Source organism: Terribacillus saccharophilus (assembly GCF_002272745.1).
Taxonomy (GTDB): Bacteria; Bacillota; Bacilli; order Bacillales; family Amphibacillaceae; genus Terribacillus; species Terribacillus saccharophilus_B.
Genome location: NZ_NPBD01000018.1, coordinates 91439 through 107517 on the forward strand (window position 1 = coordinate 91439; position 16079 = coordinate 107517).

14 protein-coding genes are annotated in these 16079 nt (G+C 44.6%); 6 read left to right on the plus strand and 8 right to left on the minus strand.

Annotated features, from left to right (window positions below; all coding sequences use genetic code 11):
• The first annotated feature begins 134 nt into the window (after positions 1-134).
• Both CHH58_RS16605 and CHH58_RS16610 read left to right on the plus strand, forming a co-directional pair.
• The gene (locus tag CHH58_RS16605) at positions 135-812 is read left to right on the plus strand and encodes a response regulator transcription factor (protein WP_212551801.1); all 678 of its coding nucleotides are present in this window, start codon (positions 135-137) and stop codon (positions 810-812) included.
• Positions 809-2239 carry a sensor histidine kinase gene (locus tag CHH58_RS16610; RefSeq protein ID WP_095262870.1) on the plus strand — a complete coding sequence of 477 codons (1431 nt, stop codon included), beginning with the start codon at positions 809-811 and terminating at the stop codon, positions 2237-2239. Before CHH58_RS16605 ends, CHH58_RS16610 begins: the two co-directional genes overlap by 4 nt.
• Before the next feature lie 25 nt (positions 2240-2264).
• Here the strand turns inward: CHH58_RS16610 and CHH58_RS16615 are convergent, their stop codons facing one another.
• From CHH58_RS16615 to CHH58_RS16625, 3 genes are all read right to left on the minus strand, one after another.
• Positions 2265-4682: an immune inhibitor A domain-containing protein gene (locus CHH58_RS16615; protein WP_430980852.1), complete on the minus strand. Its 2418-nt coding sequence runs from the start codon at positions 4680-4682 to the stop codon at positions 2265-2267.
• A gap of 445 nt (positions 4683-5127) precedes the next feature.
• Positions 5128-5589: an 8-oxo-dGTP diphosphatase gene (locus CHH58_RS16620; protein ID WP_249275163.1), complete on the minus strand. Its 462-nt coding sequence runs from the start codon at positions 5587-5589 to the stop codon at positions 5128-5130.
• A gap of 1 nt (position 5590) precedes the next feature.
• Positions 5591-5950: a Lin0512 family protein gene (locus tag CHH58_RS16625; protein WP_095219699.1), complete on the minus strand. Its 360-nt coding sequence runs from the start codon at positions 5948-5950 to the stop codon at positions 5591-5593.
• 112 nt (positions 5951-6062) lie between these two features.
• Here CHH58_RS16625 and CHH58_RS16630 point away from each other — a divergent pair, with 112 nt between their 5' ends.
• Positions 6063-6515: an NUDIX hydrolase gene (locus tag CHH58_RS16630; protein WP_095230521.1), complete on the plus strand. Its 453-nt coding sequence runs from the start codon at positions 6063-6065 to the stop codon at positions 6513-6515.
• Between the two features lie 411 nt (positions 6516-6926).
• Here CHH58_RS16630 and CHH58_RS16640 read toward each other — a convergent pair whose 3' ends face one another.
• Positions 6927-7928: a LacI family DNA-binding transcriptional regulator gene (locus tag CHH58_RS16640; protein WP_170937673.1), complete on the minus strand. Its 1002-nt coding sequence runs from the start codon at positions 7926-7928 to the stop codon at positions 6927-6929.
• Positions 7929-8107: 179 nt separating this feature from the next.
• Here CHH58_RS16640 and CHH58_RS16645 point away from each other — a divergent pair, with 179 nt between their 5' ends.
• Positions 8108-9436, plus strand: a complete 1329-nt coding sequence (locus CHH58_RS16645) for a 6-phospho-beta-glucosidase (RefSeq protein WP_095262874.1) — start codon at positions 8108-8110, stop codon at positions 9434-9436.
• Between the two features lie 33 nt (positions 9437-9469).
• Here the strand turns inward: CHH58_RS16645 and CHH58_RS16650 are convergent, their stop codons facing one another.
• Positions 9470-10450 carry a LacI family DNA-binding transcriptional regulator gene (locus CHH58_RS16650; RefSeq protein WP_095262875.1) on the minus strand — a complete coding sequence of 327 codons (981 nt, stop codon included), beginning with the start codon at positions 10448-10450 and terminating at the stop codon, positions 9470-9472.
• A gap of 108 nt (positions 10451-10558) precedes the next feature.
• Between CHH58_RS16650 and CHH58_RS16655 the strand changes: the two genes are divergently transcribed.
• Together CHH58_RS16655 and CHH58_RS16660 are read left to right on the plus strand one after the other, a co-directional pair.
• On the plus strand, positions 10559-11386 hold the full coding sequence (locus CHH58_RS16655) for an HAD-IIB family hydrolase (RefSeq protein ID WP_095262876.1): 828 nt from the start codon (positions 10559-10561) through the stop codon (positions 11384-11386).
• A gap of 309 nt (positions 11387-11695) precedes the next feature.
• Positions 11696-12952, plus strand: a complete 1257-nt coding sequence (locus CHH58_RS16660; protein ID WP_095230527.1) for a DNA polymerase IV — start codon at positions 11696-11698, stop codon at positions 12950-12952.
• A 1-nt stretch (position 12953) separates the two neighbouring features.
• Here the strand turns inward: CHH58_RS16660 and CHH58_RS16665 are convergent, their stop codons facing one another.
• The 3 genes from CHH58_RS16665 to CHH58_RS16675 all read right to left on the minus strand — a co-directional run bounded on the left by CHH58_RS16665 (position 12954) and on the right by CHH58_RS16675 (position 16063).
• On the minus strand, positions 12954-14273 hold the full coding sequence (locus CHH58_RS16665; RefSeq protein WP_095233586.1) for an MATE family efflux transporter: 1320 nt from the start codon (positions 14271-14273) through the stop codon (positions 12954-12956).
• Positions 14274-14335: 62 nt separating this feature from the next.
• Positions 14336-15487, minus strand: coding sequence for an FtsW/RodA/SpoVE family cell cycle protein (locus tag CHH58_RS16670; protein ID WP_170937674.1), 1152 nt, complete (start codon positions 15485-15487; stop codon positions 14336-14338).
• A gap of 99 nt (positions 15488-15586) precedes the next feature.
• Positions 15587-16063, minus strand: a complete 477-nt coding sequence (locus tag CHH58_RS16675) for a FixH family protein (protein WP_170937675.1) — start codon at positions 16061-16063, stop codon at positions 15587-15589.
• Between the last annotated feature and the right edge of the window lie 16 nt (positions 16064-16079).

Below are 16079 nucleotides of genomic sequence, written 5' to 3' on the forward strand. Positions count from 1 at the left end.
TAGTATGGAGGCACGTGCTGAGGTGTACTTGAAAGCTAGCTGAAGATTTGCTGAAAGTGAAAAAATCGGGAATCTTCAGCTGGTTTTCAGTTAGTTGTTCCATAATAAAGATAAAAAGAAGAATGGATGACAGGATGGAAAACATAAAAGTATTGGTCGTTGATGATGAACAGACAATCACACAGTTCCTGATGCTTGGATTGCAAAATGAAGGCTATATTGTCGAGAGCGCAGCTGATGGTATGCAAGCTATTGCCAAAGCAGATCAGTTCGAGCCTCATATCGTCATATTAGATGTGATGATGCCAGGGATGGATGGCTTTGAAGTGTGCCGGATGCTGAAAAAGCAAGGCCGTAAACTATCTATCATTATGTTAACAGCGCGGGATCAAGTTGATGATCGCATCAAAGGACTGAATGGCGGTGCGGATGATTATTTGGTTAAACCATTCAGCTTTGAGGAACTGCTCGCCAGGATGCAGGCACGAATCCGCAATCAATTTCCGGAACTGGGCGATTCACTTGTAGCAGGTCCTTTACGAATAGACGATCGCCGCAAGGAAATCTACTTGGAGGAAGAGCTGCTGCAGTTTTCTCCGACAGAGTACGAGTTGTTAAAATATCTTGCTATGAACCATGGAATTGTACTGAGCAAGGCACTTATCCTCGATAAAGTGTGGGGATATGCATTTGGCGGAGAAGAAAACATTGTAGAAGTGTATATCCGTTCTTTGCGGGAAAAACTTCACGATAAGGATCGGCAGTTGATCCGCACAATCCGGGGGGCAGGCTACCGCCTGGATGTCAGATGAAGCGATTACGCAAATTAAAGCCAAGAACCTTGAATAAGCAGATTGTTGCTTTATCATGTCTTATTCTTGCTATTATCCTGACAGTCGTCGGTATCTTGCAATACTTCTTAATGAAAGATTTTCTATACCAGAATGAAGCAAATGCAATGCAGTCACAGCTGCATTCGCTTCCGCCAGCATTGCTTGAACAAAGTGATGATATGCATCAGCCATTTCTTTTCGATCGTTCCTTAGCCAGAATCGATACATCTGGGAACTATACAGATTTATCAGAGGAGAACGGGCTCTCCAGTCCGCGCTTGAATGAGGAAGAGCTTCGCAAGTATATGAACGGCAGGGATGATAAATCTGCCAGGTACATCGTGATGGAGGATGAAGATGGAAAAGAGCAGCTTGTTGTCATTGTTGCTGATCGACGGTTCGGCGACATAAGCGGTTATTTGCAGGCAGGGACAGAGACTGCATCAATCAACGATGTCATCAAAGGGCAGCAGCAGGTATTTTTTCTGCTGGCTATCGTGGCATTGGCTGCAGGTATCCTGCTCTACTCACGAGTGATTAAAAAAGCGCTCGATCCGCTGCATCGGATAATCCGGAAGGTAGAGCGGACGAGTGCAGAGAATTTGTCCGAACGGATGGAAGAGGATTCAGAGCAAATCGAGATCAAACGGCTTATGATCGCTTTTAACCAAATGGTTGAAGGAATCGATAGCTCTTTCCAGTCGGAACGAGAAGCTAAAGAACAAATGCAGCAGTTCATTGCGGATGCTTCTCATGAACTGCGCACGCCGCTCACTTCCATTCACGGCTTTTTGGAAGTGTTATTAAGAGGAGCTGCGAAGAACCCTGATCAGCTCTATCCGGCGCTTGAGAGCATGCTCAAGGAATCGAAGCGGATCAAGGAGCTGGTCGAGGATCTGCTCTTACTCACCAAGCTGGACCAGGCTGAGGGTATGCAACTGCAGGAACTGGAAGTAAGTCCTGTTCTGGAGGAAATGAAGCCGCATTTTGATATGCTCGCTGGCAGCAGGAAATTACGGTTTTCAGTAAATGAAAATCTGATAATAGCTGCTGATAAAGACAAATTAAAACAAGTGTTATTGAATCTATTTTATAATGCAGTCCAGCATACAGATCCTGAACATGGAGAAATCGATATAACCCTTGGTAAAACAGAACAAGATGTTGAAATAGTCGTAAAAGATAATGGATCCGGTATCCCAGAAGCGCACCTTCCACATGTATTTGATCGATTTTATCGTAGTGATAGTTCACGCGCACGCCAGCAAGGCGGTGCGGGTCTTGGTCTTTCTATCAGCCATTCTATTATCAAGGCGCACCACGGCACAATAGAGGTGGAGAGTGAAGAAGGCAAAGGCACTATATTCCGAGTGCTGATACCAAAAAAAGAAGGAACCCGTAAATGAACGGGTTCCTTCTTTGCTATTAATCTTAGCGGGAAATTTCAATCTTACCGACTGTTCCATCCGGGCTGTCTTCTTTGACCTCAAACTCAAGTCCATACTCTGGAACTTTACGTCCAGCGTCGGGAAGAGATTTATTCAAATAAGTTTTATCATCCTTGAACTTATCATAGCTCTTCGTGTGATTATCTTTCAGCGTCAAGCCATTAGTAGCACGATAATCGAGGAACATCTTTTCGGGCTTATCTTTGCTGAAGGCAGCATCATGAATTTGATAACGAGTGGATGCTACTGATTTATCGCTCCAGTAAAGTCCCTTTTGATCGGCATCCACTACACCTAGGAAGCCTTCACCCGGATGTGTACCAGTCCAGTTGTTGTCATACGAATTATCAACGTACCAGACTAGAAGACCAGTGTTGTAGCTCATCAAGCTGTCACCACGGCGGATACGGTCAAGACCGACGTCCACGCCGTTATGTGTGCGCCATTCGAGCAAGTAGTAGTGCTCGGAAAGGGAGACGCCTTTATCTTGAGCGAATCCAGATAGATCAAAAGCACTGTCAGCTTCTGCATCATCTGTCAGGACAGAGCTGCCATCAGCTGTCACTTGAATGTCATCCACGTAGAATCCAGCGTTGTTTACAGCTACATCCGTCCAATAGTTCAAGGAAAGCTCGATTTCCTGCCCTGCGTAGGCACTCAAATCGAAAGTAGCATCCACCCACCCGTCAGACGTTCCGGTAATACCATCACCTGGGTTCTGGTCGTTCGGGTTTTCTGTAGTCGTAATGCTGCCAGGAACAGTTTCCCCGTTCACTTTGACAGAAGCATAATCCCAATCTTGTTCGATATCATACCAAGTTTTAAATGTCAGTTCAGCAGAAGAGGAACTGGACAAATCAACAGTTGTTGTCATGCTGTTATCAACGTTATTGCCTTTACCGCTGAAGTAAGCATACGTGCCGCTAGCAGGCTTAGTTACTTCTGTTTCTTTATCCGGCAGGTTTACACGAATTACATCGTTGTTTGTACCTTTTGTTACAGCTTCATCCAGCAGCAGTTCCACTTTATCTCCATCCAAGTCCTCTGCTTCGATCGTTGTACCGCTCAGCCAGTTGCCGCCATGTGCGTTTTGCAGATATTCCTTCGCATAGGCACTGAATCCAGATGGCTCTGTTCCAGGTACATCACCAGCCCAGCTTCCGCTTGCCATGATGGACCAATAAGCAACAGCTTCCCCTTGGCCAGTATAGTTCGTATCATACTCATCCGGTAAGCCTAGGTCATGGCCGTATTCATGCGCGAATACTCCCATAGCTCCGTCTTCCGGTTCGATTGTATAGTCGTAAGCAGCAAGCTGTCCGTCAAAGCGGTCACTTGTGGAGCTTCCGCCAGGGACTGCCACAAGTCCGCCAAGATTCCAGCGGTGAGACCAGATTGCATCGCCGCCAAGGCTTCCGCCGCCAGCTTCTTCACCGACACCTGCGTGAATGACCATCAAGTGGTCGATGATACCGTCTGGCTCATGGTAAACGCCATCGCCATCATAGTCATCGCGATCCCATTGATCGTATTCGCTTAAGTCGACATTAGGATCTTGTCCAGCTTTCGTTAGGGCTTCATACACCAATTCCCTTGCAGCTGTATCACTGCCGTCTGGAGCAGGATCGTTGGCACCATAGTAAGCTGCAGGATGGTCTGCTGTGTACCATCCGGCGATCTCCCCGTCAACAGTATAGCTGCCGCCGGATTGCGCTTCATAGTATTGCTTCATGGAAGTGAAGTCCTGGCCATCCGGACCAGTATAGCCATCTTCACCGAAGATCATGTTCTGGAAGTGATCATGTGTATAATCCTCATACCACATATCCGTTTCTTCCGGTGTGATGGAGCTGTTCTGGTAATCAGGGAAGTCAATTGCAAGGACGAGAACTTTGTCTTCGCGTACTTCTCCGTCATACTCTTCTTCTTTCACGTTATCTACTTTCTTATTTTTCTTCTTGTCTTTTCCCTTATCCTTGTCTTTATCTTTGCCTTTCTTCGATGCCTCTTTGGAAGCACTTGCTGCATTGTCAGCATTGCCATTTTGTTTGTCCGTGTCACTTACCACTGACTCATCGATTGCAGCCTCTTTCAGCTCATCCGGCAGAGGCTGCTTAGCAGCTTCTGCGCTTTTTTCTTCCCGCTCCTTGAGGTAAGCGTTCAATACTTCCTGAGCTTCAGCTTCAGTAGCATCTTCACTAATTTTGCCTTCTTCCTTCAGCAATTCAATCAATTTATCCTCATTGGCAATTGCACTGTCGAAAGGGCCGCCGCTTTGTGCGACTTTCGGCGAGTACGTTACAGCTGGTGCCTTTTCAGTAGATGCTTCGGCTTCCTGCGCTGGTACAAATGATAATGTAAAAGTGCTAAACCCGATAACAGCTGCCATTGCAGAAGCCATCCATTTATTCTTCTTCAAGCAAGTCACTCTCCCTGTGCTAATAGTTTAAATAGTCGGAAAACAAATGAGATATGTAGGTAAAGTTTTCCTTAAAGGGTAGTATAGCGACTAGTCTGCTAGATTTACAATGGTACTTTGGAAGGAAGCAAAGCTGTATTTACCTTGAAATGATGCGGTTTTCGTGAGATTTCTTCACATAATCCGACAAGATTGGCAAAGAAGTTGGGAAATAATAGAGTTGAAAATAACGTAAACATATGGAAACTTGTAGAAGGGTGAGGAAAGTTGGGAAAGTAGAGGCGATCAGAAAATATTACATTTACTAGAAAAATGAGCTGATAGACCTATCTATTTATCTTATTTAATAGAAATATAATTACAATAACTGGATATCAATTCATTTTTGATTATTAGAAGGGGGGAAGTAGAAATGCTTCCCCCTTATTTATGTACGCAGTATTTCTTCCGCGTAATCAGAAACTTCAGATTCTGCATGCAGGAACAGCTCAAATGTACCTTCTTGGAAGAATAACGGAAAAACAGTACGGACTACCTCCTGCATCGGTAGTTTCATTGCTTTAGATTTCGGAATCCACGTTGGATTGCCTTCTCTGGAATTTGTCAGCAGAGTGCCAGAAAAGGAGTACGTTACATAATAGAAGATTAGATAACGGACATTCTGTTTTTCATTCACATAATGCTGTACACCTTTATACTCCAGATTCCAAACGTCCAGCCCTGTCTCTTCCTTCACTTCGCGAATGGCACTTGCGGTGAGGCTCTCAGGGAAATCCACCTTCCCGCCGGGCGGGATGAAACCGCTGAAGTCATCATGCTGCCGGTCTAACAGAAGCACCTGATCTTCGTTATGTATCATCACCATATTATAGATCTTGTGCTCGATCATATCAGTATCCTGTCTCGACGGAGGCATTCACGATATACATCATGTCGTTTTTATCCTGTTTCTCCTCCAAGTAGATAGCACTAGTAGTCAGCATACCGCCATCAATTACTTCTACTGTTACAGTTCCGTATGGAATGCGGGCTTTAACTTGCTCGATATCCAGCTTGTCCTTATCCGCAGGAACGGCCAAACGGACATTCACCTTCATATTATGCAGATCGTTTTCTGGCAGGACACTCGTAATACCAGGCATGGAGTTTGTATGTATAGCATTGACTACTGCACGTACTGCTGCCTTTGTGACGTTCTGACCGTGAACATCGACACCGAATCCGGTTTGGATGAACATGATTTTTTCCATATTATCACTCCTAGTTCGTTCTGATATAGTTACTGTATCATATTAAGATTAAAGAATTCTATCAGCTATATGTAAGATTTGGTAAACTGGTTGAGAGAAAGGGGATGTGCTTGTGAACTATGTGGAGAATCTTCGAAAGTACGTCGGGCATCAGCCTGTCATTTTAGTCGGAGCGTTATGCCTTCTTTTTGATGAAAAGCAGCATATCCTTTTACAGAAACGAATCCACCCGCCCGAAACATGGGGCTTGCCCGGCGGATTGATGGAACTGGGTGAATCAGCTGAACAGACAGCGGCCAGGGAAGTCCTTGAAGAAACAGGACTGACAGTGGAGGAACTGCAGCTGGTCGATGTGTATTCCGGTAAAGATAATTTTGCCGTCGCTGCTAATGGTGATGAATTTTATAATGTTACGATTGTTTACCAGACAAGTCAATTTCATGGAGAATTAATGCTTGATGAAGCGGAATCTATGCAGCTGGCCTTTTTCCCGCTTGATGGACTGCCGGAAAAGATGGTCAGGAGCCATCGCCGATTTATAATGGATTTCAGTGAAAAGGAGTAGCTAATTAGCTATTCCTTTTCTGTTCCACTATGATAGTTGCTATTCTAACTACTTATGGCATGGAGGATATAGCATATTCAATTAACACAGAAACGAGTGCGAGCACTATGATAAGTACAGTTGATATACTTAATATCCAATCACTGCTATCGGGCATATTCTCGCGCCGACGTCTCCTCAAAATGAAAAAGAAGGCACCTAATCTAATAATGCGGAAATTCCCCAAATTATCAAACCTGTCTTAGTGAAAAGCAGTTCCCATGCAGCCAGTCAAAAAGCGAGTACACCTAGATGAACAGCGCATAATGAGTAATTGGCTGTTCGCTTTAAAATCAACATGTTCATTCCTCCTGTGCCACTATCCTAGCACAAGGAACGATTATACATATATAGAATTTCTTGATAGCCTCATCAAACCTGGATTTGCTTAACATCTCTGGCTGTAGACTTACGCTCTGTCAGAGAGAAGGACAAGTCTGCTGCTGTATAAGGCGCTTTCGTCAACACTGCATACATACGGCGGAACGCTTCTGCTCCCATTTGCTTGAGTGGGTTGCGGACATGCGTCAGCTCCATTAGTCCAGCTACATCGCTTTGGTCGGACTCGAAGCCGACTAATCCTAATTCGTCAGGAATACTGATTCCTTGCGCCCGTGCTTCGGCTGCCATGCCGGCTGCAACGTAATCACTGGCATGGATGACAGCGTCAGGCATATCGTTACCATTTAGAAGCTTCTGCAGGGCGGTGCGTCCGTCATCGACAGTGAATGTCTCATCCAAGATCCATTCAGGATGGACGGGAAGGTTATGTGTTTGCAATATATCTTCAAACGCCTTTTTCCGTTCCAGACTATTTCGGCTTTCCGCTCTTCCGATTGTACAGGCAATACGGTGATAGCCTTTTTCGATCAAATGTTCAAGCCCGAGCTGAAATCCTTCGTAGTGATTCATATATATAGATTGGATCTGTGGATGCTGCAGAGGCTCACATGTCATAATCGGACCATACTTTGTATAGGTGGCAACTTTCTCCCAATCTAATCCGCAGCGCAGGATAATTAATCCGTCCAGGCGTTTTTGGCGTAGCATTTCCAATGCCTGCAATTCCTGATCGGCTTTCTCGTTTGTTTGGTAGAGTAAGGTTTGATAATGGCAGGAGGAGCCAGCGTCGGCGATACCTTGAACAATTTGCATGAAATAATGACTGATGGAAGGAGAAACGACACCAATGGTATTCGTTCTGCCTTTTTTCAGCTGCACTGCATTACTGTTTTGAATGTAGTCTAGCTTATTAATGACTTGTTGGACTTTACGCCGAGTATCTTCATGGACATGGGGATGGTGATTGAGGACACGTGAAACAGTGCTGCGGGAAACGCCAGCCATCTGTGCAATTTGTTTGATATTACTCATGTACATCACCTCTTTAGAAATCGCTTTCTTACCTTTATTTTAGCGGAAAATAAACATTTTGTAATCTTTAGACATCCTGTTTACAAATTCCTTACGATTTTGTGCTTGACCTGGGATGCATTCCAGCATTTAAGCTGTGGTTGTAGATCAAAAACGTAACCATATAGGAGGCACTAATCATGGGAAAATTGAAGATCGTTACAATCGGTGGAGGGTCAAGTTACACACCGGAAATCGTTGAAGGGTTCATTAAACGCTATGATGAATTGCCAATCACAGAGCTTTGGCTTGTTGATGTAGAAGCAGGAAAAGAAAAGCTTGAGATTGTAGGAAATATGGCAAAACGTATGGTAAAAAAAGCAGGCTTGCCAATCGATGTGCATTTGACATTGGATCGCCGTGAAGCTTTGAAAGATGCAGACTTTGTTACAACACAATTCCGCGTTGGACTATTGGATGCACGAGCGAAAGACGAAAGAATCCCATTGAAATATAATGTAATTGGACAGGAAACGAATGGACCAGGAGGCTTGTTCAAAGGTCTGCGTACCATTCCGGTCATCCTTGATATTTGTAAAGACATGGAGGAGCTTTGCCCGAATGCATGGCTCGTGAACTTCACAAACCCAGCGGGTATGGTAACAGAAGCAGTGCTTCGTTATTCCAATATCAAAAATGTCGTCGGCTTGTGTAACGTGCCGATCATGATGAAGATGCAAGTAGCAGAGCTGCTTGGTGCTGATGGAGATCGTGTACACATCGACTTTGCTGGTTTGAATCACATGGTATTCGGCTTGAATGTATACTTGGACGGAGAAAATGTGACGGACACCGTGCTAGATAAAATGACAAGTGCCGATAAAAAAGAGATGACGATGAGAAACATCAAAAATCTTGACTGGGAACCTAGCTTTATCAAAGGTTTGAAAGCTATCCCATGTCCATACCACCGTTACTACTACAAGACTTCGCAGATGCTGGAAGCAGAGCTTGAGGAAGCAGATAACGAAGGAACACGTGCCGAGGTCGTGCAAGGTGTAGAGCGCGATTTGTTCGAGCTTTACAAAGATCCTAATCTGGCACATAAGCCGGAGCAACTGTCCAAGCGTGGCGGTGCGTACTACAGTGACGCAGCCTGCAGTTTGATCAACTCCATCTACAACGACAAACGCGATATCCAGACTGTAAACACAATCAATAATGGTGCTATCCAGAGCATTCCGAATGACTCTGCCATCGAAATCAACTGTGTCATCACTAAAGACGGTCCAAAACCAATCGGTATCGGTGACCTTCCAGTTCCAGTGCGCGGACTTGTGCAGCAAATCAAATCATTCGAGCGTGTTGGAGCTGAAGCAGCTGTAACAGGTGATTACAACACTGCTTTGCTTGCAATGACAATCAACCCGCTTGTACCTTCTGATGAGATTGCGAAGAAAATAATGGATGAAATGTTGGAGGCTCATAAAGAGCATTTGCCACAGTTCTTTAAAAAGATAGAAGCATAAAAAGATGACCCGTGCAGAGAGCACGGGTCTTTTTTATGTGGAATGCCTCGGTACAAGATATCCTTGCCATTGAAATAGTTTGGGTACATAAATGTTACCAGACAGCTGCATATCTAATTGTTCTACAGTCTTTCGTGCCATGGCCTCTATCTCATTATCATAAGTGGTCAGCGGAGGATCGGTAATCTGAGAGATAGGATGGTTATCAAATCCAGTAACTGCGCACTTTTCTGGCACAGCGATTTGATACTGTTTTGCAACATGCAGAATTCCAGCGGCAACGAAGTCACTTCCAGCAAATATGCCATCTATCAGCAATTGTTTATTATGAAATATATTAGTACCCAAACGAATACCATCCTCAATTGATACCATTCCTTCTATACGTTTCCCGACTTCCTTTAGATTTCTCGTAGCTAAGGCGTTTAGAAAACCTTTATATCTAGCTTCTTGGGATGGGGAAGTGTGGTCGAGACAGAATAAGAGTCGCTTCTTACCTGTTTGCAGCATATGCATGGTTAATTTATAGGCGGCACTCTCTTCATCTAGACTGCATACAGTTGTGTCAATTTCATATTTCTCATTGCAAATAAGTACTGGACCGTTTTCTAGGCAACGGGCTAATAGGGGAGCTTCCAGTGCGGATGAAGTTGCGATTATAGCGTCCAGTTCACGCTGTTTCAGCTTGACGAATACATCCAGTTCACGTTTTTTATCACCGAATGTCTGAAAGATAACGGGTTTCCATCCTTTTGCTGTACACGCATTCGATAATGATTGCACCAGTGCTGCGAAATAAGGATGATCGACTTGAGGTGTTAGGATGCCTATCGCAGAGGTTTTACGCTTACGAAATTGAACAGCCAAGCTGTTCGGGGTGAATCCGGATTCCTCGATAGCAGAAAGGATCTTCTGCCGCTTCTGTTCAGATACATAAGGATGCCCATTTAATACGCGAGAGACAGTACTTTTGGAAACACCGCATTTCTTTGCAATGTCGTTTATAGTAGGCATTCAACCAGCTCCTTGGACAGTGAATGTAGCTTTATCATAGCATACCTCTTTTCTTGTTGACCTGGGAACGTTCCCATCTCTTATGGTAGGAAAGGAGGTGGTTGAATAATGAGTGTGAAAAAATGTTTCGCTAGTACTGACAGCACAAAGGCACTTATTTGTTTTGATTTTGATGAGACTTATTTTCCTCATGCTTGCGAGAAAGGGCAGCTGGAGGATCTGCATGCTATGGAACTTTATCTAGATCAGATTGCCAGGCAATATCATGTTGAAATTGCGTGGGTTACCGGAAGTGACTGTAATGCCCTGGCTGCTAAAATGGAGCGTGCACAACTGACTTATATGCCCCATTTCATTGCAGCTAATCTGGGAACGGAGCTGTACCAACTAACAGCTGGTGGGGAACTAAAGGAGATATACGATTGGAAACAGCATTTACCTGTTCAAGAAGAATTCAATCAGCTTGTAGAGGATTTGATTCATATGCTCTCTTTGGATGGGATAGCGTTACAGCGACAGACGATGCATGGGCAGAGCTCGTACAAAAAGAACTACTATTACTTTCCTAATGAAGATGATTTGGCTGAAGTAATGTATCGTATAAGGCAGGTAGCCGCTGCAGCTAAGGTAGGATTGAATGTAAACGCATGTAATCCACTGGCAGGAGATCCAGACGGGGCATATGATGTGGATTTTATTCCGTTAAGGACTGGAAAACGAGCGGCCGTTCAGTTCTTGGCAAATCATTGCATGGTGGAGCCCTCGCAGATTTATGCTTTTGGAGACAGTGGAAATGACCTTGAAATGCTGCGATACGCAGGAAATGGTTTCCTAGTTGCTAATGCAACGGAGGAGGCGAAACAGAAGCACAGTCAGGTATGCGGAACACCTTACGCAGCCGGTATCCGGGCGACGCTGCAACATTTCTTTACTTGATGAGAGTAATGTGGAATTGTTAAACCCAGAAAACCCAAAAGTTTATGGTTACGCTATTTTTGGAGGCAGTTTATCTATTAGCAGAACCGTTAATGCGCTGTTTGATCTTTTTGATCCTTTTCACCGAATATATAGCACCCAGCTGACTTGATATCCTTTTAACTATATTACCAAATAGAAGGAATACAATTGTTTGTTTAGATCAATCTTTTTCCCTTTTCCTCTTCATCCAAAAATTACAGCTACTATAACTGCCTCAAATCGGGTAATCTAAATTAAGAACATTTGTTCCCTTTGGAGGTGGAGAAGATGGATTACAGTGGATTTCAGCAGCATGAGGTATTGTGTGTGGATATGCGGAGCTTCTATGCAAGTGTGGAATGTGTGAAACGCGGTCTTGATCCGATGACAACACTGCTTGCGGTGGTCGGGGATACGAAGCGGCCAGGGAGTATCGTGCTTGCTGCCAGCCCTGCATTGAAGAAGAAGCATGGCGTCAGCAATGTGAGCCGTTATTTTGAGTTGCCGGAAGATCCGGAAATTGTCATTGCCGAAGCGCATATGAAGGATTATCTGGAGGTTTCGGTAGCAATCACTGAGCTTGTGCATGAGTATGTCCCGATGGAAGCGATCCATGTGTATTCAGTAGATGAATTCTGGGTGACACTTGATGGTACAGAAAAGCTGCACGGAACTGCGGAAGAGACGGCGACCAAGCTGCAGGCAGATATCCTGGAGCAATTCGGTGTTACGGCAGCCATTGGAATCGGGGATAACAAATTCCTAGCCAAGGTTGTAATGGACATTCATGCAAAGAAACAGACTTCTGGTATCGCTGTTTGCCATTATCAGGATGTGCCGCGTTTATTATGGCCGGTACCGATACAGGATATTTGGGGGATTGGACGACGCATGCAGCGTAATTTGAACCGAATGGGTATTGTTACGCTTGGACATCTGGCTCACACTTCCTTGGAACAACTCAAGAAACGGTATGGTGTGATGGGTGAGCAATTATTCTGGCATGCATGGGGAATTGATGAGAGCGAGGTGCTCGGTGATTTCGTCAAGCAGGAACAAAAAAGCTACGGCCACGGTATTACGCTGCTTCGTAATTACCGTGGCGAAGAAATTCCGACCATTATTCTGGAGCTGTGCGAGGAGGCATGCAGACGAGCAAGACGAGATAGGAAGGAAGGCAATACCGTCCATCTGGCCGTTGGGTATGCCAGTCAGCATGGTGGCGGATTCAGCCGGTCCCGTTCCTTTACGAGCCCTTCAAATCTGACGACAGATATGTATAAGCTCTGCCTGGAACTATTTCACGAGCACTACCAAAAAGGCCACGAAGTCAGACGGGTGTCTGTCTCCCTGACCAATTTATACGATGAAGAAGCAACGCAGCTAAGCTTGTTTGAGGACAAAAGCAAGCAGAAGGATCTCAGTCGGACAATGGATCAGATCCGGGCGCGTTTTGGTACGACTGCCATCCTGCGCGCCAGCAGCCATACAGCTGCTGGAATGACAATTGAACGCAGCACGAAAATCGGAGGCCATCAAGCCTGACTTATGCTGCTGCCGTCTGCTGGAACAGCCGGCGCAGCTTTGGTACATACATGATAAGAAAGACGGACCGCCCGAGACTGAACAGCAGGAAAGCGATCCATAGTCCATGATTGCCGAGCGGCTGCAGAGCATAAAGCGCCGCTAAATAAAGCAGAACAGCAAGAATCATAGAGTTACGGACAAAGCGTACTTCCGTTACGCCTGTGAACACGCCATAGTAGACAAGGCCAAGGCTGGCAACAAGCGGAAACAAAACAAGCCAGTTGGCATAGGAACCCGTCAGCTCAATAATATGCTGCTGATCGGAGAACAACGGATAAATCCACTTCTGACCAGCAAGGAACAGAAGTGCAAGCGTCACCCCAATACCAAGCCCCCATTGCAGAGATAAACGCAGAGACTGTGAAAAGAGTTTTTCATTGCGTTCCCCAAGCGCCCGACCAGCGACTATGCTAGACGCATTAGCGAAGCCGTCAAAGAAATACGCCATCATATAGTGAATCTGGATCAGAATAGCATTAGCTGCCAGTATATCTTCCCCAAACGCAGCTCCCTTTGCTGTGAATAAGTTAAAGACAATGAGCAAACATATTGTCCGAATGAATAAATCGCGGTTGACCTTCATCATCCGCCACATCGGTTTAGGATCTACAGCGCGTCGTAAAACTTGTATGAATGGATGCTGCCAGATGCTGCCGGCATATTTCCGCAGCAGGACAATACCGAATACACAAGAGAAAATTTCAGCAACCAGCGTAGAAGCACCTACACCTGCCACTCCAAAATCCCACACATGTACGGAAAGAATACAAAGAATGATATTCAGCACATTCGTGCTTATCTGAAGAACAAGTGTTGCTTTGATATACGACATGCCAATCAACCAGCCAAGAATGACATAGTTGGCAAGCGCAAATGGCGCACCCCAAATCCGGATTGAGAAGTAAGCCGAAGCGCTACTATTCACTGCATCACTTGCTCCTAGAAAGGAGAGAGAGTAGTGCAGAATTGGCTGCTGTATGAGAACGAATAGCAGGCCGACAATAAAAGCAACCAGGAAAGGACGCATTAACGCCATTACATGTTCTTCTGTATCAAGACTGGCAGATGCTTGAGCAGCGAACCCAGAGGTGCTCACCCGAAGAAATCCAAAAAGCCAGTACATCGTATTAAATATGATCGTACCGATGGCGACTCCGCCAATAAAAGAAGCATTAGAAAGCTGGCCGACAACCGCTGTATCAACAACACCTAGAAGCGGCGTTGTAATAGTAGATAGAGTCAGCGGAAGAGCCAGCGCTAAGTATTGTTTATGCTGCATACACTCACCTTAATGGTAGTAATTACGATATAATATACCGCACATATTCGCAGAAGTAAACGCTATTTGTTTCCGAACATAAACGTCATCGTATTAACGCGCATATTAAGTATTAATCCGAGAGAAGCGAGTGTAATAACGAGTGCACTGCCTCCGTAGCTAATAAGCGGCAATCCCAATCCAGTGACGGGCATTAATCCGATACTCATACCGACATTTTGGAATATCTGAAAGGTCAGGAAACCAGCAATTCCTGCACCAATCAAGGTACCGAAGGAATCATGATACCGCTGAGAAATCATGACGATTTTATAGATGAGCATAAAGTAAAACAGCAAGACGATACTTGTTCCTACAAAGCCGAAAACACCGCCAATGACGGCGAATATCAAGTCTGAATAGGCGTATGGCACATGCGGCATGTGCTCATAGCCGCTCACATTGCCAGATCCAATTGCCATGATCGATTGATTCAGCTGATAGCCGGAAATAGTATACTTCTCTGGCTGCAGCCAGCCATAGAATCGGCTTGCCTGATAGCTTGGCAGCATGCCGAGTATTCGATCTAGGAAGAAGTCAGTTGCAACGAAGTATGTAATTGTTAATGTAAGAATGATCGTTAATGGAACAGAAAAGATAAGCAGTATCGTTTTTATTCGGACACGTGAAACAAGCAGCATCGCCCCGTATATAGCAAGGTAAACCATCGCGTTACCGAAGTCTGGAAATTGCATCACGACAGCAACAGGGATTAATGTGATAACCGTCAGTTTGCCGACAAGCAGCATTTCCTCTTTTAGCGTAGGAGAGCTATCCGTCCCTTTACTGATAACTTGTGCCAGATACAGAATCAATCCGATTTTCATTGATTCAGCGGGCTGGAATGAAAAGCCGCCGATTGTATACCAGCCGTATGCATTGTTGATTTCTTTGGAGATGTTGGCAGGTGCAATCAAGATACCTACTAACAACAGCAGGAAAAACAGATAAACAAAAAGTGATAAACGCTTTAGTATGTCCAAATCGAGAAAATAAGACACGATAAAACAGCCGCCTAAACCGATCACATACCAAACTACTTGCTGCAGGACGAAATATTCTCCTTGCAGGAGTTGTACTTGATATAAACTGACTAGGCTGACCAGTCCGAGCAGTATGATAAGTGAGAAATAGATATAATCGAATTTTTCTAGATATGTTTGCAGTTTTTGCATGCTTGTCACCATTTCATCATAAGTATAAGCTACCGTTCTATCGTAACAGAAATTTCCAATTTAAAAAGCCGTATTCTCGAGAAATACGGCTTTTTCCTATTAGTGATGATGGTGGCTTCCACTATCATTCTGTTTTTTCTGTTCTTGTTCCTGTTTTATCTTTTCTATCTCTTCTTGAGTCAATTCACCGACACGAATTTGCTTCGTCGGCATCAAATGGATATTATCGACCTTCACATCTGCTTTTACAAAATATACGCCATCCGATGAGAAGGTGTATTCCAGATGATATGTTCCGTCAGCATCCATTGAGGCAGGAATCTCTTCTGCATCTGCTTTGTTTTCATCTTTCCAAACTAGAAAATTGACGGTTGCTTCCTGTTCAAGTGACTTACCATCTTGCGTTAGCTTTACGTCAATTTTCGGAGTAGAATCTGCTTCGATGGATTCAGGAGCTTTGATGTTGACGTTCACTTCTTCCCGTTTAGCATAATGATCTGCTGCTTCGGGATCGGCAGAGCATGCAGCAAGGAGAAAGAACGTCAGTAACAACGGTGTAAATTTAATTAGTCGCATCTGCTTTTCTCCTTTC

Bases quoted from the DNA above. Each gene is read 5' to 3' on its own strand.
- CHH58_RS16605 (WP_212551801.1), top strand. From the start codon at position 135: ATGGAAAACATAAAAGTATTGGTCGTTGATGATGAACAGACAATCACA.
- CHH58_RS16610 (WP_095262870.1), top strand. From the start codon at position 809: ATGAAGCGATTACGCAAATTAAAGCCAAGAACCTTGAATAAGCAGATT.
- CHH58_RS16615 (WP_430980852.1), bottom strand. From the start codon at position 4,682: ATGGCTTCTGCAATGGCAGCTGTTATCGGGTTTAGCACTTTTACATTA.
- CHH58_RS16620 (WP_249275163.1), bottom strand. From the start codon at position 5,589: ATGATCGAGCACAAGATCTATAATATGGTGATGATACATAACGAAGAT.
- CHH58_RS16625 (WP_095219699.1), bottom strand. From the start codon at position 5,950: ATGGAAAAAATCATGTTCATCCAAACCGGATTCGGTGTCGATGTTCAC.
- CHH58_RS16640 (WP_170937673.1), bottom strand. From the start codon at position 7,928: ATGAGTAATATCAAACAAATTGCACAGATGGCTGGCGTTTCCCGCAGC.
- CHH58_RS16645 (WP_095262874.1), top strand. From the start codon at position 8,108: ATGGGAAAATTGAAGATCGTTACAATCGGTGGAGGGTCAAGTTACACA.
- CHH58_RS16650 (WP_095262875.1), bottom strand. From the start codon at position 10,450: ATGCCTACTATAAACGACATTGCAAAGAAATGCGGTGTTTCCAAAAGT.
- CHH58_RS16655 (WP_095262876.1), top strand. From the start codon at position 10,559: ATGAGTGTGAAAAAATGTTTCGCTAGTACTGACAGCACAAAGGCACTT.
- CHH58_RS16660 (WP_095230527.1), top strand. From the start codon at position 11,696: ATGGATTACAGTGGATTTCAGCAGCATGAGGTATTGTGTGTGGATATG.
- CHH58_RS16665 (WP_095233586.1), bottom strand. From the start codon at position 14,273: ATGCAGCATAAACAATACTTAGCGCTGGCTCTTCCGCTGACTCTATCT.
- CHH58_RS16670 (WP_170937674.1), bottom strand. From the start codon at position 15,487: ATGCAAAAACTGCAAACATATCTAGAAAAATTCGATTATATCTATTTC.
- CHH58_RS16675 (WP_170937675.1), bottom strand. From the start codon at position 16,063: ATGCGACTAATTAAATTTACACCGTTGTTACTGACGTTCTTTCTCCTT.